This is a genomic window from Glutamicibacter sp. NPDC087583 (genome assembly GCF_044743685.1).
GTDB lineage: Bacteria > Actinomycetota > Actinomycetes > Actinomycetales > Micrococcaceae > Glutamicibacter.
Genome location: NZ_JBIUWY010000010.1, coordinates 44,551 through 67,117, shown reverse-complemented (window position 1 = coordinate 67,117; position 22,567 = coordinate 44,551). Strand labels below are relative to the sequence as shown.

The 22,567-nt window shown below is 62.8% G+C and carries 21 protein-coding genes; 8 read left to right on the top strand and 13 right to left on the bottom strand.

Going from position 1 to position 22,567, the window contains the following annotated elements; translation table 11 throughout:
* The 3 genes from ACIOU9_RS17260 to ACIOU9_RS17250 all read left to right on the top strand — a co-directional run.
* Positions 1-309, top strand: a 309-nt coding sequence (locus tag ACIOU9_RS17260) for a fatty acid desaturase (protein WP_359199696.1), incomplete at its 5' end; no start/stop codon positions are given.
* Between the two features lie 465 nt (positions 310-774).
* Positions 775-978 (top strand): cold-shock protein, encoded by a 204-nt coding sequence (locus ACIOU9_RS17255; protein WP_105658961.1) that lies wholly within the window; start codon positions 775-777, stop codon positions 976-978.
* Between the two features lie 701 nt (positions 979-1,679).
* Positions 1,680-2,120, top strand: coding sequence for a hypothetical protein (locus ACIOU9_RS17250; protein ID WP_105662366.1), 441 nt, complete (start codon positions 1,680-1,682; stop codon positions 2,118-2,120).
* A gap of 119 nt (positions 2,121-2,239) precedes the next feature.
* On the opposite strand, the gene ACIOU9_RS17245 is transcribed toward ACIOU9_RS17250, so the two are convergent.
* Both ACIOU9_RS17245 and ACIOU9_RS17240 read right to left on the bottom strand, forming a co-directional pair.
* Positions 2,240-3,202, bottom strand: coding sequence for a cation diffusion facilitator family transporter (locus ACIOU9_RS17245; protein WP_402697699.1), 963 nt, complete (start codon positions 3,200-3,202; stop codon positions 2,240-2,242).
* Positions 3,199-3,630, bottom strand: a complete 432-nt coding sequence (locus ACIOU9_RS17240) for a transporter substrate-binding domain-containing protein (protein ID WP_105662383.1) — start codon at positions 3,628-3,630, stop codon at positions 3,199-3,201. Before ACIOU9_RS17240 ends, ACIOU9_RS17245 begins: the two co-directional genes overlap by 4 nt.
* A 350-nt stretch (positions 3,631-3,980) precedes the next feature.
* On the opposite strand from ACIOU9_RS17240, the gene ACIOU9_RS17235 reads away from it, so the two are divergent.
* Positions 3,981-5,210: a CynX/NimT family MFS transporter gene (locus tag ACIOU9_RS17235; RefSeq protein WP_402697698.1), complete on the top strand. Its 1,230-nt coding sequence runs from the start codon at positions 3,981-3,983 to the stop codon at positions 5,208-5,210.
* 237 nt (positions 5,211-5,447) lie between these two features.
* Here the strand turns inward: ACIOU9_RS17235 and ACIOU9_RS17230 are convergent, their stop codons facing one another.
* The 5 genes from ACIOU9_RS17230 to ACIOU9_RS17210 form a co-directional block, all read right to left on the bottom strand.
* On the bottom strand, positions 5,448-6,335 hold the full coding sequence (locus ACIOU9_RS17230; protein ID WP_402697697.1) for an ABC transporter ATP-binding protein: 888 nt from the start codon (positions 6,333-6,335) through the stop codon (positions 5,448-5,450).
* Positions 6,332-7,432 (bottom strand): FecCD family ABC transporter permease, encoded by a 1,101-nt coding sequence (locus ACIOU9_RS17225; RefSeq protein ID WP_402697695.1) that lies wholly within the window; start codon positions 7,430-7,432, stop codon positions 6,332-6,334. Before ACIOU9_RS17225 ends, ACIOU9_RS17230 begins: the two co-directional genes overlap by 4 nt.
* Positions 7,429-8,538: an iron ABC transporter permease gene (locus ACIOU9_RS17220; RefSeq protein WP_105662362.1), complete on the bottom strand. Its 1,110-nt coding sequence runs from the start codon at positions 8,536-8,538 to the stop codon at positions 7,429-7,431. The genes ACIOU9_RS17225 and ACIOU9_RS17220 overlap by 4 nt, the downstream gene beginning before the upstream one ends.
* 5 nt (positions 8,539-8,543) lie before the next feature.
* The gene (locus tag ACIOU9_RS17215) at positions 8,544-9,419 is read right to left on the bottom strand and encodes a siderophore-interacting protein (RefSeq protein ID WP_105658956.1); all 876 of its coding nucleotides are present in this window, start codon (positions 9,417-9,419) and stop codon (positions 8,544-8,546) included.
* Between the two features lie 143 nt (positions 9,420-9,562).
* Entirely contained in the window at positions 9,563-10,552 is a 990-nt protein-coding gene (locus tag ACIOU9_RS17210; protein WP_133833967.1) for an ABC transporter substrate-binding protein, read from the bottom strand.
* Positions 10,553-10,685: 133 nt separating this feature from the next.
* On the opposite strand from ACIOU9_RS17210, the gene ACIOU9_RS17205 reads away from it, so the two are divergent.
* Both ACIOU9_RS17205 and ACIOU9_RS17200 read left to right on the top strand, forming a co-directional pair.
* Complete coding sequence (locus ACIOU9_RS17205) at positions 10,686-12,431, top strand: ABC transporter transmembrane domain-containing protein (RefSeq protein ID WP_402697693.1); 1,746 nt, start codon at positions 10,686-10,688, stop codon at positions 12,429-12,431.
* A complete protein-coding gene (locus tag ACIOU9_RS17200; protein ID WP_105662359.1) occupies positions 12,428-14,209 on the top strand; it encodes an ABC transporter ATP-binding protein in 1,782 nt (593 codons plus the stop codon). The genes ACIOU9_RS17205 and ACIOU9_RS17200 overlap by 4 nt, the downstream gene beginning before the upstream one ends.
* A 209-nt stretch (positions 14,210-14,418) precedes the next feature.
* Here ACIOU9_RS17200 and ACIOU9_RS17195 read toward each other — a convergent pair whose 3' ends face one another.
* The 3 genes from ACIOU9_RS17195 to ACIOU9_RS17185 all read right to left on the bottom strand — a co-directional run bounded on the left by ACIOU9_RS17195 (position 14,419) and on the right by ACIOU9_RS17185 (position 18,255).
* Positions 14,419-15,462 carry a hemolysin family protein gene (locus tag ACIOU9_RS17195; protein WP_105658952.1) on the bottom strand — a complete coding sequence of 348 codons (1,044 nt, stop codon included), beginning with the start codon at positions 15,460-15,462 and terminating at the stop codon, positions 14,419-14,421.
* Positions 15,459-16,805 carry a hemolysin family protein gene (locus ACIOU9_RS17190; RefSeq protein WP_402697691.1) on the bottom strand — a complete coding sequence of 449 codons (1,347 nt, stop codon included), beginning with the start codon at positions 16,803-16,805 and terminating at the stop codon, positions 15,459-15,461. Before ACIOU9_RS17190 ends, ACIOU9_RS17195 begins: the two co-directional genes overlap by 4 nt.
* Positions 16,806-17,466: 661 nt before the next feature.
* Positions 17,467-18,255: an SDR family NAD(P)-dependent oxidoreductase gene (locus ACIOU9_RS17185; RefSeq protein WP_402697689.1), complete on the bottom strand. Its 789-nt coding sequence runs from the start codon at positions 18,253-18,255 to the stop codon at positions 17,467-17,469.
* A gap of 287 nt (positions 18,256-18,542) precedes the next feature.
* On the opposite strand from ACIOU9_RS17185, the gene ACIOU9_RS17180 reads away from it, so the two are divergent.
* Positions 18,543-19,121 (top strand): hypothetical protein, encoded by a 579-nt coding sequence (locus ACIOU9_RS17180; RefSeq protein ID WP_402697688.1) that lies wholly within the window; start codon positions 18,543-18,545, stop codon positions 19,119-19,121.
* Positions 19,118-20,704 (top strand): GMC family oxidoreductase, encoded by a 1,587-nt coding sequence (locus ACIOU9_RS17175; RefSeq protein WP_105658948.1) that lies wholly within the window; start codon positions 19,118-19,120, stop codon positions 20,702-20,704. Before ACIOU9_RS17180 ends, ACIOU9_RS17175 begins: the two co-directional genes overlap by 4 nt.
* A gap of 17 nt (positions 20,705-20,721) precedes the next feature.
* Here ACIOU9_RS17175 and ACIOU9_RS17170 read toward each other — a convergent pair whose 3' ends face one another.
* From ACIOU9_RS17170 to ACIOU9_RS17160, 3 genes are all read right to left on the bottom strand, one after another.
* Positions 20,722-21,522, bottom strand: coding sequence for an IclR family transcriptional regulator (locus ACIOU9_RS17170; protein WP_105658947.1), 801 nt, complete (start codon positions 21,520-21,522; stop codon positions 20,722-20,724).
* 95 nt (positions 21,523-21,617) lie between these two features.
* The gene (locus tag ACIOU9_RS17165) at positions 21,618-21,938 is read right to left on the bottom strand and encodes a putative quinol monooxygenase (RefSeq protein WP_105658946.1); all 321 of its coding nucleotides are present in this window, start codon (positions 21,936-21,938) and stop codon (positions 21,618-21,620) included.
* 191 nt (positions 21,939-22,129) lie between these two features.
* Positions 22,130-22,546 (bottom strand): cold shock domain-containing protein, encoded by a 417-nt coding sequence (locus ACIOU9_RS17160; RefSeq protein ID WP_402697686.1) that lies wholly within the window; start codon positions 22,544-22,546, stop codon positions 22,130-22,132.
* Positions 22,547-22,567: the final 21 nt, after the last annotated feature.

Genomic DNA, 22,567 nt, shown 5'->3' with positions numbered 1-22,567 from the left:
TTCTCCCGCCAGGTACTGACCGGACGCAATGTCATGGCCAAGTCCAGCTGGGGAAACCGCGTGCTCTCCCACGTCTACGGCGGATTGAACTACCAGGTAGAGCACCACCTGTTCCCGTCCATGCCGCGCGCCAACCTGGCCGGCGTCTCGCGCATCGTGCGCCAGTACTGCGACGAGCACCAGGTGCCATACACCGTGGCCAGTGTCCGCGAATCCTACGCACAGGTGATCACCTACCTGAACAAGGTCGGGCTATCGGCCCGGGATCCATTCGAGTGCCCAATGATCTCCGGATACCGAATCCCATAACGGTTTTGCTGCAGGCACAGAACAACGAAATCGGCGTCCCGGGCAGGACTTCGACTTCCCCTCACAGCAAACCGGCGAGATTAAGTGAGCTACTCATGGTAGTCTAGATATTAGAGCCAATAAGGAAAATTGAAAATTCCTATTGTTCCTCCCTTGGATTTTTAATAAGCGTTTCCTCGGTATCTTTTCCCATGAGAGCGAATCGCGTCACTTGAAATATTCGTCCCCACTTCCGTGGTGGGGCAGTCGGTTTGAAACTGCGTTTCTATAGAACCTCTTCGACCGCTATTACATGCGTCTCCAGTGAATTCTTACTCCAGAACTCAGAATTCGATGTTCTGGCTCTCCAAGCTATTCATGCTTGATTAAGTTTCACGGGATGCAACAAAAATAATGGCTTCAGTGCTGCTACGGTGGCACAAGCTCAAATCGCGACATATCGCGAATTACGATTTAGGAATACACATGGCTACTGGCACTGTAAAGTGGTTCAACTCCGAAAAGGGCTTCGGTTTCATTGAGCCTTCTGATGGATCCGCTGACGTTTTCGCGCATTACAGCGCAATTCAGAGTTTCGGATTCAAGAATCTTGAAGAAGGACAATCGGTCGAATACAAGCTTGAATCCGGTCCAAAGGGACCTCAGGCTGCGGACATCCAGGCACGCTAAGCGCGTTTAGGCCGATCACCCCAAAAGCGGGGCAGGCGGTCGACGGGTTCTAACGGTCGTTGCAACATCCTGAACAATCAGGCGTTGCAACGACCGTACCTTTTTACGCCAAAGATCAGCACCCAGCAACCCGACACGGTCCTGAAGAGCAAGACCAACACCGGGCTAGACGCAACGCTTCGATCATGAGCCGGACTAACGAAAGATTTCAAGCCAAGCGAGACCAACGAGGGTTATATAGCCTACAGTTATATTCCTTCCAAGCACTTGACCGGCTCGTTGATACGCGCCGCTTCAGGCATCTGAAGCTTTTCCGGGACCTGCGCGGTCCAAAACGCTCTGGGTATTGAGTGCAGAATTACTTCGATCCACAGCTTTAAGAGGCGAAACAGGAAAGTGCCCATTCGCTATTCATTCAATTCTTCGACTCTAGTTAACCCGGCAATCTCGTTCTGCTAAATGGATCTCTGCTCCACTGCTTGCGCAGGGACATCCCACTTGAAAACCTGCGAATTGCACCACATTGGGCATGTGTCCACATAAGGCGCCGCTCGGCGGTTGGAAACAAGATGTATTATCAGAAGAACACTCCACGATGAACACCGAGCGCCAAAGGCGAAACCCGGGGGATTCCGCGGCTTTATGCCGCAGAACTTCGTGGGCGGTCACCTTTCGGAGAGCTGCCATCAGCGGAGGATTAAATGAACATGCCTGAACTAAATATGCGCGCCATGCACCGCGTCGAAAAACTTTTGCACTGCCCCGAGGCCAGAACCCATCTCACTGCGTACGGCTGGATGGAGGGCATGCCCGTGGTATTCGCGCAACGCACTGATCCAGTAGATGAAGTAATGGGCTTCGTATCGGTCCATGGCCGGGCTGTACTCATGGTTCTTGACGATGACCAAACCGATGACCTGCAGCTATGGCACATCACGGTACCCAGCCCGCTGTTTCCCAAAGTTCCCCATTTGCCAGCTGGAACCACCATCAGCGAACTCTGCTCCCGGCAGCACACGGAGAAAATGATGCCCTTTCGCGTCGCTTTCTGGTCCCATAGCGCGGCAATCCATGAGATTCCCTGCTTTGTGCGCAACGACTGGCCTGGCCAAGTAGCCACGTCACCCACCGATATCGGCTAGTCCGGCGGGGCAGCCGAGGCGGGCTGCTAGCTCCAGCGCCAGCACCCTGCCTCGCCGGTTTTCCTCGCCGGATCGCCGTGCTTCCACTGCGCTCCAGGCGGGGGCCTAGACCTCGAATTTCAGCCCTGCTTGAGGAACTCAGGCAGCTCGGGAACTATCGTCACCACCACGTCATACGCTTTCCAGTCGGTTCCCTCTAGCACTTTCCGCGCTTCCTCGGATTGGGCAAGCGTCACGGTATCGGATTCCGGAACGATGAACGCTTCCGTGTGCTGGACCTGGCCGAGTTCGCGGACCCTCAATCCCGCAGTGCGAACCCAATCCAGGGCATGGAGCTGTTCCTCCATGGCCGGGATCAGCGGGTGCGGATCCGTGCCGTCGACACCTTTGGAACGGCGATCCAGCAAATCCGAGGTTGCGGACTTCGTGCTGTCCCAGCCGTCCTTGAGAATGCCGGCAGCGATCACCAGCGCCGCGGTGGAATCAAGCCACCACAATCCAACGCCGATTCCGGCGACACCGACGATCGAAGCAGCATTGGTCTGCCAGTCGGCCTTGGCCATCTTGGAGTCGGCGTAGAGCAGCTTATTGTGCAGCGGTTGGGCAATCTTGATTTTCAACCGTCCCAGCACCACGGCCGGTGCCGCGATCAGCGCCATGACCGCCATCATGATCCATCCTTGCCATACCGTATGGCCAAACAGGTTCATGGTTCCGATGGTCGGGTGCTCCAGTTTAACCAGAGCCGATACCGATTCGTACGCGAGCATCGCTCCGACGACCAGCAACGCCACTCCTGCGACCAGATGCCCGGCTCCCATGGACCGGTGGTAGCCGTAGGGGTGCGAGCGCCGACGAGCCCTCCGGGTGAACTGCAGTGATGCCAAAAAGGCCAGCTGCGGCAGGACTGAGAGCATGTCTTCGATCCACGCTGTGCGCATGGCCTGCGAATTTCCCACCACTAGTGCCACAAGGGTAATGGTGAGCGCCGTGTATCCGATGCTGATCCACTCGAGCTTCGCAGCGCGCGCCATGAGTTCGCGTTGCTCGGGAGGCAAGTGCGTTCCGGCAGCGTTTTTCATGGCATCTCCTGCGTCTGGTCCAGGAAGTACTCCAGCTCGGACAGGAAAGCATTTTCGCCTGGAGGCACGAGCAGGACTATTTTCCTTTCCTTGCCCTTGGCGTCAATGGCGGTCGTGTAGGGACGAGTGACTCCAGCCTTTTCCGACCACGGCGTCTTGGAGGTGATGCCTCCCGCCACCAAATCCAGCTGGCCTGCTTCCACCTGCTTCACTAGCTGTTCTTCGCCACCAATGGTCCATTGGATTTCGGCACCTGCATGCTGGGCAAAGTCTTCTATGAGCGCTGGTTCGGCGCCCTGGGGTACTCCATCCCGGATTTCCACGAAATCCGAAGCAGGAGATACTCCGGCCCGAAGCGTCCCGGAACGAACCGTGTCCAGGGTTCCTTCGGGGTCCACCGGCACCGCTGGGAAGCAGGCTGTCGCCATGAAGACGCATCCAAGAGCCGCTGCTGCCTTCACTTGCCGGGTGCGGGACGAACTGTGCCGGAACATCATTCCTCCTGAGCTTGATCGGCCAGGTTGGCCTCCAAACTACTCCGAGGACTCGTGCTGCAATGCAACGCCCGGGAAATATCGGCGAACTCTCAGCTCACACCTGCAACCTGCCGAAGGAGAATTCGCCCTGGGCTAGTGGATCCAGCCCGGAGTGCCGCCGGCAGGGATTCCCGTTCAATGACACGAATGCCGGATCGCTGCCCGGCCCGTGCCACAATCCGAAGTGGACAATAGCGCCGAGCACCAGTTGGCGCGTCCTATGCGAGGAGGCATCGGCGGCAGTGCAAGCCAAAATGGAACAGGTCCAGCAGCGGACCAACGCGGCCTGGATCATCATCGTGGCCTCCGGCGTGGTGGCCGGCCTGCACATCTGGAAGCTCGCCCCCGCGCTGACCGTGATCCAGGACGAACTGGGCTTCTCGCTGATTTTCTCCGGCGTGCTGCTGGGCGTGGTGCAGGTAGCCGGCATGGCCGGCGGCTTGGCCGTTTCCCTACTTTCGGAAGTCATCTCCCAGCGCCGCACGCTGATCCTCGGCTTGCTGCTGCTGGTGCTGGGCAGCACGCTGGGCGCTTTGTCCCCCAGCGCGCCGCTGCTGCTGGCCACCCGCGTCCTGGAAGGGGCGGGCGTGATCATGGCTACCGTCATGGGGCCGGGGCTGGTGCGCCTCCATGCCCCCATCCGGAACCTGAACATGGCTGTGGGGTGGTGGGCCGCCTACATGGGCATGGCCACCTTCATCGGGGTCTTCTCCACGGCGCTGGTGCTCCAGCACCTTTCATGGCACCTGTGGTGGGGCATTCTCGCGTTCATCACCCTGCTGCCGATTCCGCTGATCTTCAAATTCGTGGGTGCGGATGAACCCGCCGGATCGGCGGCCCTGCGCGAGGCCGCCCAGCGCATCGCCATCACCGCCCGGGCATCGCGCGTGTGGATCAGCGGACTGATTTTCGGCTGCTACACGGTGCAATGGATGGCAGTAGTGGGGTTCCTGCCCACCATCTACGAGGAATTCGGCCTGGATCCGGTGGCCGGTGGTTTGGCCTCGGCCGTGGTGGGCGGGCTGAACGCGGTGGGCGCGATCCTCTGCGGAGGGCTGCTCCAGCGTGGCGCCAATGGGCGCACGCTGCTGCTAGCCGGCTTCGCGCTGATGTCCCTGGCATCGTTTTGCACCTTCGCCTTCGACTACCCGCCTGGGTTGCTGTGGATCCAGATGATCTGCGTTGGCTTCTTCTCGCTGGCCGGAGCGGCCATCCCGACCACCATGACCCGCGTGGTGGTCGATCTGGCTCCGCCCGGCGGTTCGGCCCCTGCCTCGATGGGCTTGACCCAGCAGATCTTCAACATCGGCAACTTCACCGGCCCGATGCTGCTGGCATCCATGGCCACAATCACCGGCGGCTGGAATGCCACCTGGTTGCTGACCACAGGCTTCGCGCTGCTCGGGGCAATGCTGACCTTGCTGCTTTCGCGCAAGAACTCGCCCTTCGAGTCCGCTCGGCGATCCCGGTAGCTGATGCCAGCCCGCGGCGCTTGACCACTGCACAAAAGGCTGCGGGAACTACCCCGTCAGCCAAACTTGCGCACCAAGAGCCCCGGCTATCCGGACCGGTTCCCAAGCAGTCAGGAGGCTCGTATCCAGCCCGGTTCATGGGATGGTCTCTAAACTCCCCCACCAAGGCTCAACCAAGCGACCGGGTTCTTGCCCATGGCAGCATCTTGCGCCGTGGGCCACCCCGGATCCGAGCTATCAATCGACTGATTTCGGCGCGGACTCGTGACGCAGCCTGCCGGGGACGGCGACCATCATCGGACCGGATGTCACCGGATCGGGGTGAATCTCGCAGTGCACGCCAAATGCCTCGCCAAGGCTCTGCGCCGTAATGACATCTTCTGGTGCGCCGGAAGCCAGTATCTTTCCGCCACGCATCATCACCACGGTGTCGGCGTATCGCACTGCCTGATTGATGTCGTGCAGCACCGCGACCACGGTTTTTCCCGCATCGCGTTGCCGGGCGAACAGGTCCAGCAGCTCCACCTGATGGGCGACATCCAGATAGGTTGTCGGCTCATCCAGCAGCAGAATGGGTGCCTGCTGGGCCAAGGTGGTGGCCGCCCAGACCCTCTGGCGCTGGCCGCCGGAAAGCTCGGCCAGCCGGCGGGTGGCCAAGGGAAGGGTTCCGGTCGCGGCCAGTGCAGCGTGGACCGCCGCTTCATCCTGCTCGCTATGCTGGGCCAGCAGCTTCTGATGCGGGAAGCGGCCGCGGGCTACCAGCTGGGCAACGGTGATCCCCGAGGGAGCGATGGCTTGCTGGCTCAACAGCGACACTTCCCGTGCATAGGCCTTGGGCTTGTAGGATGCGATGGGGTTGCCATCCAGCAGCACCCGGCCGGCCATGGGCTTCAGCAACCTGGCCAGCGCGCTGAGCAGCGTGGACTTGCCGCAGCCGTTGGGCCCGATGATCGCGGTGAATTTGCCCGCTTCGAAGGACGCATCGAGGCAATCGATGACTGGCTCACGGCCATATCCCAGCTGCACCCCCTGCGCCTCAAGCCGTGGCGCTGGCTTCCGCGCCACCATGCCCGCTCTTACCGCGTCGGCTGCCTGCTGAGCGGGTTCGGTTCCCAATGCGCTCATGCGCGACTCTCCCTTATCAATAGCCAAATCAAATACACCCCGCCAAGGCAGACGGTCACAATGCCGACCGGCAGCTGGATCGGCATGAAAGCTATGCGTGCCACGGTGTCCGCCGACACCAGCAGCAACGCTCCGAAGCATCCAGCCGGAACGAGGTCCAGCTCGGCACGGCCGCTGAGCCGGGCCGAGATCTGCGGGGCCACCAGGGCCACGAAGGCGATCGGCCCAGCCGCCGCGGTGGCCACCGCCACCAGGCCAACTCCTACAACCACCATCGACGCGCGCACCAGCTTGGCATTCACGCCCAGCGAAATGGCCAGCGGATCCCCGCATTCCAGGATCCGGGCATGGCGTTGCAGCAGAACCGCGGCAAGCGCGAAAATGCCAATGCCCAGCAGCGAAGAACCCACTACGGCATTGCCGACCGAGTTCAGCGAACCAGCACCCCATACCGCTGCAGACATGGCTACCTGGCGTTGAGCTGCCAACAGCATGAACGTGTTGGCCGAGGCCAGCATGGCGCCAACGCCAATACCGACCACAATGAGCCGGAACCCTGTGGTCCCGTTGCGGCTGGCGATCATGAAAACCAATGCCGCGGCCGCCAGGCCTCCGGCAATGGAACCCACGGCAATCTGTGCGGCACTCGCGGTGGTGAAAAGCATCAGCGCCAGCGCCGCGGTGTAAGCCCCCGAGCTGAAGCCAATCACGTCCGGGCTGCCCAGGGGGTTCCGGGTCAACGATTGGAAGAGTGCACCAGAGATTCCGAGGGCGAATCCGAATGCCAGTGCCAGGACCACCCGGGTCAGCCGCCAGTCGCGGACCACCACTTCATAACGGTGCTCGGAGTTTCCCAGCAGCGCGGGAATCACCTGGTCCATCGGCACACGCACATCCCCGAGGGCCAGGGATATGAGCCCAACCAGCAGCCCGCACAGGGCCAGGGCCGTACCCACCAGCAGCGAGGTGCGATCAAGCCGCCAACTCCAACGGCCACGACCGATCCGCACTTCCCGTCGTCCGGTTGGCACCTGGCACCCTTGCACACGCGCACCGGCTGTCTCAGCCGGTGCTGGGATCAGGGGCTTGAGGCTCATAGGGTACTCGCGTTCTTGCGCCGGGCCAAGGCCAAGAGCACAGGTGCACCGGCAAAGGCGGTGATGATTCCCGCCGAGACCTCCGCATTGGGCAGGATCACCCGGCCCAGGATGTCGGAACCAAGCAGCAGCACAGGGGCCAGGACGATGGTGAAAATCAGGATCCAGCCCTGTTGCACGCCAAACAGCCAGCGCACCACGTGCGGAATCATGAGTCCGACGAAACCAATCGGGCCTGCCAGCGCGGTTGCCGCGCCGCAGAGCAATGTCACCGCGGCGATGACCGCGATCCGCACCGGGGCGATGCGCACGCCCAGCGCCTTGGCCGGAGCATCCCCCAGGGCAATCGCATTCAGCGACCCGGCGCAGCACAGCGCGATGGCAAGGCCCACTGCCACGAAGGGGACAATCAGCAGCACTGCTGGAAGCTCGTGGCCGTTGAGATTTCCTGCGGTGTATACCCGCATCATGTCGAAAATCTGCGGACGCAGCAGCACCAGCGCGGTGGTGATCCCCGACAGCACCGCGCCGAAGGCCACACCAGCCAGCACCAAGGTCGACGGGTCGGCGGCGCGTCCTCCCTTGGAGAGGGTTAATCCGTATACCGCCAAGGTTGCGGCGAGCGCACCGCCCAAGGCCCACCAGATGGCACCGAGCACACTCAGCGAACCGAAAGCAAAACTTGCCATCACCAAGGAGAATTGGGCTCCGGCGTTGACGCCCAGGATGCCTGGATCCGCCAGCGGGTTGCGGGTCAGCGCCTGGATCAGGGCCCCGGCTACGCCCAACGCGACCCCGGCCAGAACGCCCAGGACCGTACGTGGAACCCGCAACTGCCGGATGACCTGCGCCTCATCGGTATTGAAGGAGGGATTGGTGATGGTCTGCCAGGCCACGGACAGGTCGATCTGGCGGCTGCCGAAGGCCAGCGAGCACAGCACCGTGAACGCCAACAGGGCAATCAGGCCGGCAAGCCATACCAGCTTGGCTCCCGGTGAACCCACCAGCACCCGGTGCCGTTGGTCCGCATCGGTACCGGCCGCGCTGCCCGGTGGTGCTGCGCCGGGTGGGGCCAGCAACAGCCCGGGGTCCCGTGTGGTTGCCACCGTGCTCAGAGCCCCAGGCGTGCAAGTTCGGACTCGTATGCGATCAATGCCTCGTCGTGGTCTTCGAAGCTGTCCCAGAGGGCATCAAGGGCCTCCTTTATACCGGCATCCAAGGCATCCCACTGGGCACGCCACTTCTCGGCTTGCTCGACCCAGTAGCCAATCACCTTGTATTGGGTGCTTGGCCACCGCAGTTCCCGGTGCAGCATCTTGCGGATCTCACGCAGCGCAGCGGATTGCCCAGCCACCCAGACGTACGGGCGGGTTTCCGATCCGGCCGCCGCCTCAACCGCCTTGCGTGCCACCTTGGGCAACACGCTGGGGGCCACGCCGTTTCCGGCCACAATCCACTGCACGCCCAGGTTCGGCAAACCCGACAGGTCCAGGCGCGAGGCCTCATCCGGGATCTCCACCACCAGCTCGGTGCGCACCTGTTCACCGGTCAGTTCCACCAGCCGTACCGCGGCCGGCAGCCCGGTCAGGTCGCAGATCAGCACCTGCGAGGTTGCTTCCGGCGGGCAATCGTACAGCCCGGTCGGTGAGTTCAAGCCGATCCGGTCTCCTGGTTCGGCGGCCAGTGCCCACGCGGCGGCAATGCCTCCGTCATGGACCACGAAATCGATATCGATCCACCCCTCGCCGCAGTCGCGGATGGTGTAGGTGCGCATTGGCGCGTCCGGCTGCCCCGGAGGCGTGCGCCAGGTATCCCCATCGGCTACCGGAAGGCACAGCAGGCTGCGGTCCTCGGTATGCGGGAAAAACAGGCGAACATATTCGTCGCCGACCCCCGTGCTGGTGAAGCCCTGCACCGCGAAGCGCAGCCGCTTCAGCGTAGGCGAGAGCAGGCGGGTGGATTGCACGGTTGCTTCAAAAATTTCCATGAAAGGATCCTGAATCTGGGGGCGTCGGCTGCTTGAAAGGCGAACGCAGGAGGGGTGGTTGGGCTGCGCTCAGGCGCAGGCAATGGCCGTATCCGTCCGGCCGGGAAACTTGACGGGGCCGGACGGATGCGGCCATGGCTGGATTATCCGGCGAGGTCGCTGCGGACCTGCTGCAGGAACGCTGTGGCGCCCGACGGCGAACCGTAGGCCATTTCCATGTTGTAGGTGTAGATCCGCTCATTCTTCACAAAGGGCAGATCCTTCCAGTAGGGCGACTTGGCCATGGAGGCGATGGACTTGTCCAGCTCGGCCTTCGCATCCTCGCCAACGCCGGTGGACATCCACACCGCGTCCACGTCCTTGAGCCGGTCCAGTTCCTCCAAGCTCAGCGACAGGCCTTTTTCGCGGCTCAACTCGGTGGTCTCCAGGCCAATGGTGTCAAAGACTCCGCATTCGAGGTAGGCGTAGCAGTCGACGTTGACCTTGCCATCCCAGTACCCCAGGGTGGCGACGGTCAGGTCGCCGTTTCCGGCTTCGTCGATAGCGGCTTTGGCTTCGGCACCCGCCTGCTGGTAGTCCTGCAGCCACCGGTCGTACTGGGCCTGCCGGTCGAGGTCCTTGGCGGTCCGCTCGAAGTGCGACTGCCACGTTTCGCCGTCAAAGGCGTTGGTCGTGTAGGTCGGGGCAATGGCCGCGAGCTTCTCATGCACCTCGGCGTCATACCCTAGGCCGTTGAGGATGAAGTCCGGGGCGGCGCCGAGGACGCGCTCGTAGTTGAATTCCGGGTAGTTGGCGAACGGGGTGACCCCCTCCAAGGCTTCTTGGTCGAAGTAGTCCGGGAAGGTAGTGAAGCCGGAGTCGCCGCGAATCGGCTGTTCAGCGGCCAGCGGCACCTCCAGGATGGTCAGGATATCCACGTCGGTGGTGTAGAAACCCAGGGCTGCGGCGGGTTGCTGCTCCAGCGAAACTTCGTGGCCTTGCGGGTCCACGGTCTTCAGCGGGGTTCCTTCGGCCGCCGGGGACGATGGCGCCTGGGAGGCCTCGGAGGACTGGCCGCAGCCGGTCAGGGCCAAGGCCGTGGCGGCAAGCAGCGCGGCTGGGGCCAACAAAGTGCGAGTGATCTTGCGGGTCATGCGGGTGATCCTTAAACGGTCGGCCGCCGGGTGCGTGGACTGCGAGGTCCCACGGAGCGCACCACAAATCGGCACTGAGCATAGGCTAACCTATGTGAGTTACGAAAATAATTAATAGCATATTATGGGTAGCATGTCCTCATCTATGCTCACCGGGCGCACTCTGCTGCGCGGCATGCTGCGAGCCGAACGCGGCCGCATCATCGGCGCCATCGCCCTCCTTTCCTGCTGGACAGCGGGCGAAGCGCTTGTCCCCGCGCTGGTCGGTGCCACCATCGACCACGCCATCGCCGGGCAGAGCTTGCCGCTGCTGGTGGTGTGGCTCGCCGCCCTCGGCCTGTGCTTCCTCATGCTGTCCTCCGGCTACCGCTTGGGTGCACGGCTGGGCAACTCCGGAATGAACCGCCAGGTGCACCTGATGCGAACCCGGATCGCAGAGCATGTCATGGACCCCGGCTATCGGCCTGCCACCGCACGGATGCCCGGGGAAATTGCTGCCATCACCTCGGTGGACACCACCGTCACCGCGACGATCATCCGCCAGGCTTCCCTGGGCTTCAGCGCCTTGGCGGGCCTGCTGGTCTGCGCCGGATACCTGCTCTGGGCCAACCTCTGGGTTGGCCTGGCGGTGCTGGCCATCACGCCACTGGGCATGGCCGCCCTGCGCTGGCTGACCCCCAGATTGAGCCGGGCCAGCGACCGGTTGCAGTCCGATATCGCCGCATCCGGCGCGGCGGCCGCCGATCTCATGGCAGGAGTCCAGGTACTGCGTGGCATCGGCGGCCAGGACCAGGCATCCGAGCGCTACCGTGCCGCCAGCCGCAGCGCCGCCACCGCGGGGGTGGCCTCCGCTTCGGCCACCGGACGGATCGAGGGCGCCCAGGTATTGATCTCGGGGCTGGTCCTGCTGTCCGCCGCCAGCCTGGGCGCCTGGCAGGTTGCTGAAGGAGCCATGGGCATCGGCACCTTGCTGGGTGTGCTGGGCGTGGCCCAGTTCTTGTCCACGCCGCTGGGCACCCTGGTCTCAACGGTGGAATCCGGCACCCGGTCCATCGCCGCGGCGGATCGCGTTGCCGCATTGCTGGCCGACGGCGGGCGGCAACCCGGAACCCGGCGTCCGGCGGCCCAGCCGGATGCCGCACTTGCCTTGGATGTGCCCGGGCTTGGCGAACGCCCGCTGGTTTTCGTGCCCGGCAGGTTCACCGTGCTGGTCTGCGCCAACGACAGCATGCGCCACCGGCTGGCCAAGCTGCTCAGCGAAGGCTCGGAAAATCCTGGCACCGCGGCAGTCCGCGAAGGTACAGCGGCGGCGGCCGCGCGGCTGCTGGTTGATGGAATCGACGCCGCGCAGATCGATCCCGCCTACCTGCCGCAGCTGCTGCGCATGGCCCCGCATCAGGCGCACCTCATCGAGGGCAGCGTGAAGGAAAACATTGTGGGCGACGCAGCGCTGCCCGACCCGCAGACCCTGCAGCTGCTGCTGCGCGCCAGCGGCGTCGACGAGCTGCTGGGCACGCTGCCCGATGGGCTCGAACACCAGGTCCAGGGCCGTGGACATAACCTTTCCGGCGGCCAGCGTCAACGCATCGCACTGGCCCGCGCATTATCCGGCGGACCGTTGGCGCGCGTGCTGCACGATCCAACCAGCGCAGTGGATTCGGTCACCGAGGCGAACATCGCCCAGGGCCTGGTCCAGCTGCGCGCGCATGCCGCCAGCAACGGAGCCGGGGCAGGCACCTTGCTGGTGCTGAGCACATCCCCCACCCTGCTACATGCCGCAGATGAGGTGCTTTTCCTCGCGGCCGATGGAAGCATCACGCGTTCCACCCACCGCGCACTTGCAGAAAATACGACCTATGAAAAGGTGGTCGGCCGATGAGCGCTGTTCACGACCGGGCAGAACCCTCCGCTCCCGCCCTGCCGACCGCCAGCGCCGCTGCGGCCTGGCGGGCACTGCGGCGAACGCTTCGCCCGCACCGCCTGCTGATCACCTGGGCATCCGTTATCACCCTGGCTGCCTCCGCAACGGCCATGGTCCCGCCGTTTGCCATTGGCATCCTGGTGGATGCGCTGGGCACCGGCGCACCGGGCTCCGCCCTGGTGTGGTGCCTGGCCTCCATTGCCGCCTCCTTGCTCGGCGGCGCGCTGCTGACCTGGTACGCCCGGGTGCTGTACGCGCGCATTGCTGAGCCGACGGTGGCCACGCTGCGCGAGGACGCGGTAGAGCACGCGCTCCACCTGGAGTCGGGAATCCTGGAGCGCGCCGGTGATGGCGAGCTTGTCTCGCGTGTCTCGGATGACTCGCGCCTGATCTCCCAGGCAGTAGCCTGGCTGCTGCCCGCGTTGTTGTCCGCCGGCACGCTGCTGGTGCTGTCGGTTCCAGGGCTGTTCACCCTGCACTGGGTGCTGGGGCTCACCGGGCTGATCGCTGTCCCGATGTACCTGCTCTCGCTGCGCTGGTACCTGCCACGCAGCGCACCGCTCTACCGCGAAGAACGCGAGATCCTCGCTCGACGCACCAATACCTTCTTGAACGCATTCCATGGCCGGGCTATGCTGCATTCGCAAGGCTGGGCGCAAACGCAAATCGATGCCCTTGAACACGCAAGCGACGATTCACGCCACGTCGCGGACCGGGTTTTCCGCATGCTGACCCGCTACTTCGCACGCAACAACCGGGCCGAATTCATCACCATGGCCGCGCTGCTGACCTCGGGGTTCTTCCTGGTCCAGGCCAATGCAGCGACGGTTGGCGCTGTCACCACCGCGGCTCTGCTCTACCATCGGCTGTTCGACCCGATCTCCGAGGTGGTCACCTTGTTCGACATGCTCCAGGAAGCGGGGATCGCGTTGCGCCGGGTGACCGGAGTGTTGCTGGCCGCTCGGCGCACCCCGCTGGCCAGATCCGCGGTTCCCTCAGCTTCTTCCCCTGCCGAGGGACTGATTCTAAGTGGTGTCAGCCACCGTTTTGAGACCGGCCCGCAGGTCCTGGGCAATCTCGACCTGCATCTGCGCGATGGCCAGTGCGTCGCCTTGGTCGGTTCGACCGGCGCCGGGAAATCCACAGCAGCCAAGATCTTGTCCGGCGTCATCGAGCCGAGCTCAGGCACCGCCGCGTTGGATGGAACCGCGCTGGCCGCCCTGGACACCGCGACCCTGCGCCGCAACATCGCATTAATTTCGCAGGAGACCCATGTCTTTGCGGGAACCGTCCGGGAGAACTTGCTGCTGGGATCCACGGCGCCGTGCACCGATGCCCGGATTCAGCAGGCGTTGGAAACCTGTCACGCTGGCTGGATTAATGCACTGCCCGAAGGCCTTGATACCCTGCTCGGCTCCGATGGGCATCAATTGACGGCCCACGAACAACAGCACCTGGCGTTGGTCCGCATTGCACTGCTCAACCCGCGCATCATTGTGATGGATGAGGCCACGGCCGAGTCCGGATCCAGCAATTCGCGGGTGCTGGATGCGGCTGCCGCCGCGCTGGCTGCCGGGCGCACCGCCTTGGTGATTGCCCACCGGCTTTCCCAAGCGCGTTTGGCCCACCGGATCATTGTGATGGAGCACGGTCAGATCATTGAGGATGGCAGCCATGAGGAATTGCTGGCAGCCGGTGGGCGCTATGCCCAGCTCTGGGCCGCGTGGGAAGGATAGTTCACGTTCTCCTGGCAGCCATGTTCAGTCCGACGTCGAATAGCTGCTGGCTACGGGCTTCGCACCGCTCGGGGCGGCGCTGGTGCTCTCGCGCAGGATTCCCCCTATGCCAAGGCGCCGTGATGCCCTGGACGAGCAGGGCTGGAGGCCCGAGATGTCCCATCCTGCCTCCAGCCCCTGCCCGGTGCTTTATTGTCCGGCTTGCGCGGCTAGCTTGCGCTGCGGTGCTCGTCCCTGATCTGGCCGACCAGCTCTGCGAGCATGTCTTCCAAGGTCACCATGCCGGTGACCTTGCCCGATTCGCCATCACGCACCAGGGCCAAATGGGCTCCGGAGAGCTGCATTTCCTGCAGCGCGGTGCGCACGCTCTGCTGCTGCCCGAAGGACGGCAACTCGCGGATGCCGCTGGGCTGCAGCGGCCGCGTCCGGGCTTGCGCGTCGGCGCCCAGCACGTCCTTGACGTGGACATAGCCCACCGGGGTGCCGCCGGCGTCCACCAGCGGGAAGCGCGAGAAGCCATGCGCGGCCGCCGCCTCGATCTGCTCTATCGTGGCATCCACCGGCAAGGTCTGCACCTTCTCGAAGCTGATCGCCACGGACTCGATGCTCCGGGCATCGAAGTGCAAGGCGCCCAGCAGCAGCTGCTCGTCATGCGCATCGAGCAGGCCTCCCTCCCGGGATTCGGCCACCATGGAAGAGACCTCGTCGCGGGTAAAGGTGCTGGCCACTTCGTTCTTCGGAACGACGCCGAAGATCCGCAGCACCAGGTTGCCCATGGCATTCATCAGCCACAGCACCGGGCGCAGCACCTTGACCAGGATGACCATGCTCGGGCCCAGGATCAGCGCCATGCGCTCGGGTCCGGCCAACGCCATGTTCTTGGGCACCATCTCGGCAAGCACCACGTGCAGGTAGGTCACCGCGATCAGCGCAATCGCGTAGGACAGCGCGTCGATCATGCCTGCCGGAACGCCGATGGCTTCGAAGGGCCCGGCCACCGCGTACTTCACCAGCGGCTTGGTGACATAGCCCAGCGCCAGCGAGCAGACGGTGATGCCCAGCTGGGCACCGGCCATGACCAGCGAAACGTTCTCGATGGCCCACAGCGTCATCTTGGCGCTGCGGCTGCCTTCCATGGCCTTGGGCTCGATGATGCTCCGGCGTGCGGAGATCAGCGCGAATTCGGCGCCGACAAAGTAGAAGTTCGCTGCCAGCAGCGCGACCGTCACCAGAATTCCCATAAGGTCGCTCATCGCGCGTCCTCCCCTTCTGCCTGCTCGGACACCGTCACATCGACACTGGCGATCCGCTGCCCATCGGTGGCGTGGATGGTGAATTCAAGTTCCTTATGCGGTCCACCGGGCTCGCCCGGGACCACGAGGCGCACGACATCGCCCACCTCGCCGAACTTGCCCAGCTGCACGGTCAGCAGTCCTGCCAAGGTCTCGTAGTCCGAGTCCTCGGGGATCTGGCAGCCCAGCAGCTCATTGGCCTCATCCGGCCGCAGTGCCGCATCCAGCCGCCAGGAGTTCCCGGAGAGCACCTGGATGGTGGAATCCTCCGGGTCGTGCTCGTCGCGCACTTCGCCGACGATTTCCTCCACGAGGTCTTCCAGCGTGAGCATCCCGGCGACGTCGCCGGTCTCGTCGATCAGTACCGCCAGTTGCAGCCCGCCGTTGCGCATCTGGTCCATCAGCTCATCGAGCTCGATGGTATCCGGGACCAGGAAGGCCTCTTCGGCGCTGTCCCCGGCCGCGGACTGCTGCCGCTGCGCGTAGGGGATGGCGAGCAAGGCGCGGATGTGCACCATGCCCAGCACGCGGTGCCCGCCCTCGTCCACCAGCGGGAAGCGGGAATGCCCGGTCCGCGCGGCAAGCTCCAGCACTTCGTGCACCGTCTCCTGGGCGGTCACGGTGATCATCCGCGATCGGGCGGTCATCACATCATGGGCCCGGCGGTTGCCGAAGGCCACGGTCCGGCGCAGCATTTCGGCAGTTTCCGAGGGAAGCAGTCCCTCGCGGGCCGAGTGCCCCACCAAGGCCACCAGTTCCTCGGCCGAACGGGTCGAGGCCAGCTCTTCTTGCGGCTCGATGCCGAAGCGGCGGACAATCCAGTTGGCGTTGCCGTTGAAGAATGAAAGGAAGGGCTTGGTCACGACGCTGAAGCCGCGCTGGAACCCCACCACGGCCTTGGCTGTTTCGAAAGGCTTGGCAATGGCCAGGTTCTTGGGAACCAATTCGCCGAAGACCATGGTCAAGATGGTGGCCAGGATCAGCGCAATGGCAATGGAGACCGAGCGGGCCAGGGTTTCGTCGAGGCCGAAGTCCTGCAGCGGCCCGACGACCAGGGCCGCGATGGCCGGCTCGGCGAGGAAGCCGATGCCGAGGTTGGTCAGCGTGATGCCCAGCTGGGCGCCCGAAAGCTGGGTGGACAATGTTTCCATGCCCTTGAGAACACCGGAGGCACGGCGGTCGCCGTTCGCGGCGGCCTGCTTGACCTGATTCCGGTTAACCGTGATCAGCGCGAATTCAGCGGCAACGAATAATCCGCAACCGAGAATGAGGAGAAGCGCTATGAGTAGCGAGATCCATTCCAATTACATGCACCCCCTGACCTGCGGAGCCTGGCCGGCATGCCTTCCGGGCAGAGGGTTGGAACTATGAGATCTACTGTCGCCTGAAGCGTCCATCATTCCCTTCCGACCGGAGTATCTTCCTCCGGCCTGCTGTGTTCCATCAATTATCCGGCATGCTGCGCGCCAAATTGGTTGAACCGTACAATTGTTTGCCCAATCCCCTGCTCTTGCATAGAGATTTCACAAGATTACCGGCAGCCGAGCTGATCGGCTATGCCGGAGATTCAACAAACCTGTATCTTCGGTTCAGATCCATTGGCTTCTTTTAAGTCCGCGAAATACGCTGGTCCGGCGCATGGCGCCCAAGAAGGAGAAGCTCTATTTCCGGGCGCTACCGTCTTCGGCGGTTCCTGACGGGCGTGGCTCACTGGCGTATTGCTCTTAGCTTCTTCCAACGACCTGGACACGCAGTTCAACTAGGCCGAAGACCCGCAGAATTTCGTCATCGTCAGGCACGGCTCCCAAGAATGCGGACGTCGAAGGGCTGACTACCGCTTGCTTGAAGATGCGCAAATGCCTGGGCGGTGGGCACTGAGCCGGCCGCTTGCCGGCTCACCCAACAGCGGAGAGGTTCGCCGCGGAGCTACAGTGCTCCATGGCGAACCTCGTCAATGCCCATGCGTCAGGAGAAGTTGATGCCGCCATCGATCAAGACGGTCTGGCCAGTCATGTGGTCCGAGTCCGGGCCTGCCAAATAACTCACCAGCTTGGCGACGTCCTCCGGCTCGGAAACACGGCCAGCCAGAATGTTGTCCACCTGCGCCTGCAGGGCACTGCCCCTCGGGGTTCCTTCACGCGCCGTGAGCCGCTCGTCAATCAAATCCCACATCGCGGTTCCCACCACGCCCGGCGCATAGGAATTGACGGTGATGTTGTGTTTGGCGAACTCCATGGCGGCCGCTTGGGTCAGTCCTCGCACCGCCCATTTGGTGGCCGAATACGAGGCGAGGATGGGAAACGGACGGAAAGCAACGATGGATGCCGCGCCAATGATTTTCCCGCCGCTGCCCTGCTCAATGAAGCGCTTGGCCGCCAGCTGGTAGGAATAGAAGACGCCTTTGATGTTCACGTCGAGCATGCGGTCCAACGCCTCGGGTTTCACGTCCAGGATCTCCTCAACCTGCGCAATGCCGGCGTTGGCCACGAACACCGTCAGGTCGCCCAAGGCTTCGGTACCCTCCTTGATCATCCGTTCCACGTCTTCGGGGTTCGACACGTCTCCGGCTACCCCGACCGCACGGCGCCCGCGCTGCTGGACGGCGGCGATGACCTCATCCACGTTCTCCTGGGCTCCTGGGACATCGGCAACGATGATGTCCTGCCCATCATCAGCCAGGCGCTCGGCGATGGCCCTTCCAATCCCTCGTCCTGCTCCGGTGATGAGTGCGACCCCTGCGGTGGATCCTGCCATGGTGATTCCTCCTGTTAGATGCTGCTCGGACTTTGAAGCGGCCCCTTGGCCCGTCGAGTCTGCCCAGCTTGGGGCCCGCGCTCGCTCCGGGGATAGCTTCGTTCTCGCAGAGCGATAATGCCCGCAACGTGGCGCCGAGCGAGTTGCCGGGCCATTCTCACCAGCCGATAACGACGCTGGCAGCACTGTGACGTGCACTACATAATCCAAGTAAGGCTTCACTGCCGGTTTCCCTGCAGAATCAGCGCAGGAACTGACCTAACCGTCTAATAATCGAGGTGACAACAATGGTGTTCCCAGCAAAATATTCATCTCTCAACGCCCTGGAGCTCTCGGATGAGGCTCGGCGGATCTTGACCCGGATCATTCGGGTTTCGTTTCCGCACCCGCAGTTCCCGGATGGGCCCTACGAGCGCATGACAGAGAAAATCATCGAGGCTTCAGCCGAATCCAGCTGGTTCCGCATGGCTTTGGCCCAGGGCTTGATGACCCTGGATACGCTCAGCGAAGAGCATTTCCTGGATCTTCCCGATGACCGTGCACTGGCGGTGCTCAAGCGCATCGCGGATCTGGAGTTCTTCGCCTTCATCCGCCGCACCGTAGTCCTCAATTTCTACGATGACCCCGAAGTGCATCAGGCCCTGGGCTACGAAGGCGAATCCTTCTCCAAGGGCGGCTACGTGAACCGCGGTTTCAATGATCTGAATTGGTTGCCCGAACCGCGCATCGAGGAAAGCGGAGAGCCCGTACAAGACCAGGGCCCGCTTCCCTACGCCGTGAAAGCCTACGCATCGGAAACCAGCAGCAAACCCGTGGACAACGTCCTGGGTGATTCAGGAATCCTCGAGGAAGGGACAACCCGATGAGCACCGAAGAGCAATCGGCAGTGCACGACCATGACGACGACTCGGTAGTTGTCGTCATCGGCTCCGGCGCCGGCGGCGGAACTTTGGCCCATGAGCTGGTTTCCAAGGGCGTCAAGGTGGTCATGCTGGAGGCCGGCCCGTATCTGAAGAATGAGGACTACCACCAGGACGAATGGGCCGCCTTCAACCAGATGGCTTGGCTGGATCCGCGGACCACCTCGGGGTCATGGCGCGTGGCCCGCGACTTCCCCAATCTGCCGGCCTGGATCGTCAAGGCGGTCGGAGGCACCACCACCCACTGGTCCGGGGCCACCCCGCGATTCAAGGCACATGAGTTCAAGGCGCGCAGCACCTACGGCCGGGTCGACGGGGCCAACCTGCTGGACTGGCCCATCACCCTGGACGATTTGGCACCGTACTACGACCGTGCCGAGCAGAAGATGGGCAGCACCCACCGCCACGGGCGTCCCGCGCTGCCGGCCAACAACAACTACAAGGTTTTTGCCAATGGAGCCCAGCGCCTGGGCTACCGCCAGTATGCCACAGGGCCCTACGCAACCAATGCCGAACCCTACGACGGCCGCCCAGCATCCATCCAGGATGGGTTCAACTTCCAGGGCGACAAGAACAAATCCAAATGGTCCACAATGGTCTCGGAAATCCCGAAGTCGCTGCGCACCGGCCTGCTGGATTTGCGTCCCGAATCGCATGCTGTTCAAGTTACCCATACTGCTGCTGGCAAGGTGGACGGAGTCATCTACATAGATTCCGAAGGGAACCCGCAGCGCCAAAAAGCCCGCATCGTGGCGGTGGCCGGCAACGCCATTGAAACCCCTCGCTTGCTGATGCTGTCAGCTTCGCCGCTGTTCCCCGATGGATTGGCGAACTCCTCGGGCCAGCTGGGCCGCAACTACATGCGCCACACCACCGGCAGCGTCTATGCCAAGTTCGACCAGCCGGTGAACATGCACCGGGGCGAGACGATGGCCGGGCTGATTGCCGACGAATCCCGCCATGATCCGGATCGCGGATTCTGCGGTGGCTATTACATGGAAACCATCGCCTTGGGGCCGGCGTTCCTCGCCAGCTTCGTGGAGCCCGGCGGCTGGGGACCGGAATTCACTACGCTGCTGGACGACTACTTGAACACTGCGGGCATGTGGATTACCGGTGAGGATATGCCGCAGGAAAGCAATCGAATCACGCTGAACAACACGGTGAGCGACCGCTTGGGCCTGCCGGTGCCGAATGTCCATTTTGACGACCACTCCAATGACCTCGCCATGCGAACGCACGGCTACCAGCAGGGTTCGCTGCTCTTCGAGGCAGTGGGCGCGCGGTCCACGCACCACACTCCCCCGTACCCGTCGACGCATAATCTCGGTACGGCGCGAATGAGCCAGCGTCCTGAAGACGGGGTGGTCAACGCTTTCGGCCAGGCCCATGATGTTGCGAATCTGTTCATCTCCGATGGCTCGCAATTCACCACTGGAGCCGCGGCCAATCCGACCTTGACCATCGTGGCGCTGGCCATCCGCCAGGCCGAGTACATCGTCGAGCAAATGGCCCAGGCCAAGTTGTAGGCTGTCCGGGCACCTCGTTAGTCGGCGCAAGCTGCGCCTAGCATCGAGGTGCCCCGCAGCGCGCGGCTCACCCGCGAAGCCACATCGCGCAGCAGGACGGAGACGTCTCGGTGGCGGGTCTGGAATTCGGCCGGGTCCATGGAAACTGCCACCGATCCGATGACTTGCCCGGCGCCCGTGGTTACCGGGGCGGCCATGCAGGAGGCGCCTCGGATGAATTCTTCGCGTTCGATGGCAATGCCGGTCTCGCGTACGGCGTCCAGTTCTGCGGCAAAGACCTGCGGATCGCAGATGGTCGCGGAGGTCATCCCGGGCATGCCGTGCTTGTCCAGGTAGGCGTGGCAGCGTTCGGCATCCATGGCCGCCAACAGCACTTTGCCGAAGGCGGTCGCATGGGCACCATTGTTGAACCCGAAGCCCATGGGGGTGATGCGCGGGCGCAGTGGCGACTCAACGACGTGGGCCACCACGATATCTTCTCCGCGGTGCACTGCGTAGTAGGCGGCGGCATCGGCCCGCACATGCAATTCGCGGATCAAGCGCGCCACCGAAGGCGGGGTGCCTACCTGCCGGCGCAGCGAGTTATCCAGGGCGTGAAGCTTGTAGCCCAGGGCATAGAGCCCTTCATCGCGCAGGTGGACCAGGTGGCCCGACAGGGTCAAGGTCTTGAGCAGGCGATAAACGGTAGGCAAGGGCATCTGCAGTTCTGCAGCGATCTCCTTGGCAGCCATACCCCGGTTATGCGCGGCCACCACGTCCAGCAAGGCGAATGCTTTTTGAACTGAAGCAAGGCCAGCTAGTGAATCGTTATATCCCATAACCCCATCTTGTCGAGGTGAGCTGGGAACTTCAATATGAGTCGCAGCTGCCGCTGGCCTTGCCCCAGCAATTTCATGGTTCATCGCAAAAGCTGCTAGCTGATTTCCAATTCGCCCATGCGGTCCCAGGTATCGCCTTCGATCTGCCGGCTGACAATGCGCGGAGTTTCAACCAGGGCCGGCGCCATGTCGATCATGGCCTGCTTGAAGTGGTCGCTGCCCACGTGGTCTCCAGCTGCGTCGTCCTGGAAGGCTTCAACCAGAACGAATTCGTTGGGGTCTTCAAGGCTGCGCGACCAATCAAACCAAAGGTTGCCTGGTTCCGCACGGGTTGACTCGGTGAAACTGCGCACCAGATCCGGCCAGCGGTCTGAGCAATCCGGCTTGACTTTGAATTTAACGACAATAAAGTACACGATGACGTCCTTTCGGTAAGCAGCACATCCCTGCAGAAACAGGGCCTACTGCCAGTTTCCCCGGTGCCACGCGGCTGGGCCTATACGCATTATCGACAGGCGAGAATGCGGCAATCCCAAGAGGACAACAGTGTCCTGCAGCAGCCATCCTGACCGAGACTCCAGGCGCGATAGTGGCAGTGAAATCCAAATCAGAGCAGCCTCAGCAGCGAGTGGTTGCCGGCCAGATCCTCATCGCCCATCACGGCATCCTTCGGCGGTCCCGCTTCAATCTTGTATTCGACTGATTGGCCTTCTTCGACGCTCATGAATCCGAAGCTCTGAATTGCACTGCAATGCGCGAAGGCATCGGCAAATCCGCCAGAAGGCTGGATGAATCCGAAATTGCACGCATGATCAGCCTGCATTTCATGATCTCTCTCCTTATGATCGGGGCCAGCTTTCTGTCCCCATAGAAGTCGCCGCACGGCAAAGCCCTGCGCGGCTGAACGTCCCAGAATTCCAGCAACTTCTGCAGGCACTTTCTGACCGGCCGTAAGCATGGGTACACGGCATAGGGCGCTCTTGCCGATAGGGTGGGCCGTAACCGGAACAATGGCAGAATCCACCCGAGATCCAAGAGGAAATGG

Bases quoted from the DNA above. Each gene is read 5' to 3' on its own strand.
- ACIOU9_RS17255 (WP_105658961.1), top strand. From the start codon at position 775: ATGGCTACTGGCACTGTAAAGTGGTTCAACTCCGAAAAGGGCTTCGGT.
- ACIOU9_RS17245 (WP_402697699.1), bottom strand. From the start codon at position 3,202: ATGAAAAACGCTGCCGGAACGCACTTGCCTCCCGAGCAACGCGAACTC.
- ACIOU9_RS17215 (WP_105658956.1), bottom strand. From the start codon at position 9,419: ATGGAAATTTTTGAAGCAACCGTGCAATCCACCCGCCTGCTCTCGCCT.
- ACIOU9_RS17210 (WP_133833967.1), bottom strand. From the start codon at position 10,552: ATGACCCGCAAGATCACTCGCACTTTGTTGGCCCCAGCCGCGCTGCTT.
- ACIOU9_RS17180 (WP_402697688.1), top strand. From the start codon at position 18,543: ATGGTGTTCCCAGCAAAATATTCATCTCTCAACGCCCTGGAGCTCTCG.
- ACIOU9_RS17225 (WP_402697695.1), bottom strand. From the start codon at position 7,432: ATGAGCCTCAAGCCCCTGATCCCAGCACCGGCTGAGACAGCCGGTGCG.
- ACIOU9_RS17250 (WP_105662366.1), top strand. From the start codon at position 1,680: ATGAACATGCCTGAACTAAATATGCGCGCCATGCACCGCGTCGAAAAA.
- ACIOU9_RS17230 (WP_402697697.1), bottom strand. From the start codon at position 6,335: ATGAGCGCATTGGGAACCGAACCCGCTCAGCAGGCAGCCGACGCGGTA.
- ACIOU9_RS17195 (WP_105658952.1), bottom strand. From the start codon at position 15,462: ATGAGCGACCTTATGGGAATTCTGGTGACGGTCGCGCTGCTGGCAGCG.
- ACIOU9_RS17200 (WP_105662359.1), top strand. From the start codon at position 12,428: ATGAGCGCTGTTCACGACCGGGCAGAACCCTCCGCTCCCGCCCTGCCG.
- ACIOU9_RS17175 (WP_105658948.1), top strand. From the start codon at position 19,118: ATGAGCACCGAAGAGCAATCGGCAGTGCACGACCATGACGACGACTCG.
- ACIOU9_RS17240 (WP_105662383.1), bottom strand. From the start codon at position 3,630: ATGGCGACAGCCTGCTTCCCAGCGGTGCCGGTGGACCCCGAAGGAACC.
- ACIOU9_RS17185 (WP_402697689.1), bottom strand. From the start codon at position 18,255: ATGGCAGGATCCACCGCAGGGGTCGCACTCATCACCGGAGCAGGACGA.
- ACIOU9_RS17205 (WP_402697693.1), top strand. From the start codon at position 10,686: ATGTCCTCATCTATGCTCACCGGGCGCACTCTGCTGCGCGGCATGCTG.
- ACIOU9_RS17170 (WP_105658947.1), bottom strand. From the start codon at position 21,522: ATGGGATATAACGATTCACTAGCTGGCCTTGCTTCAGTTCAAAAAGCA.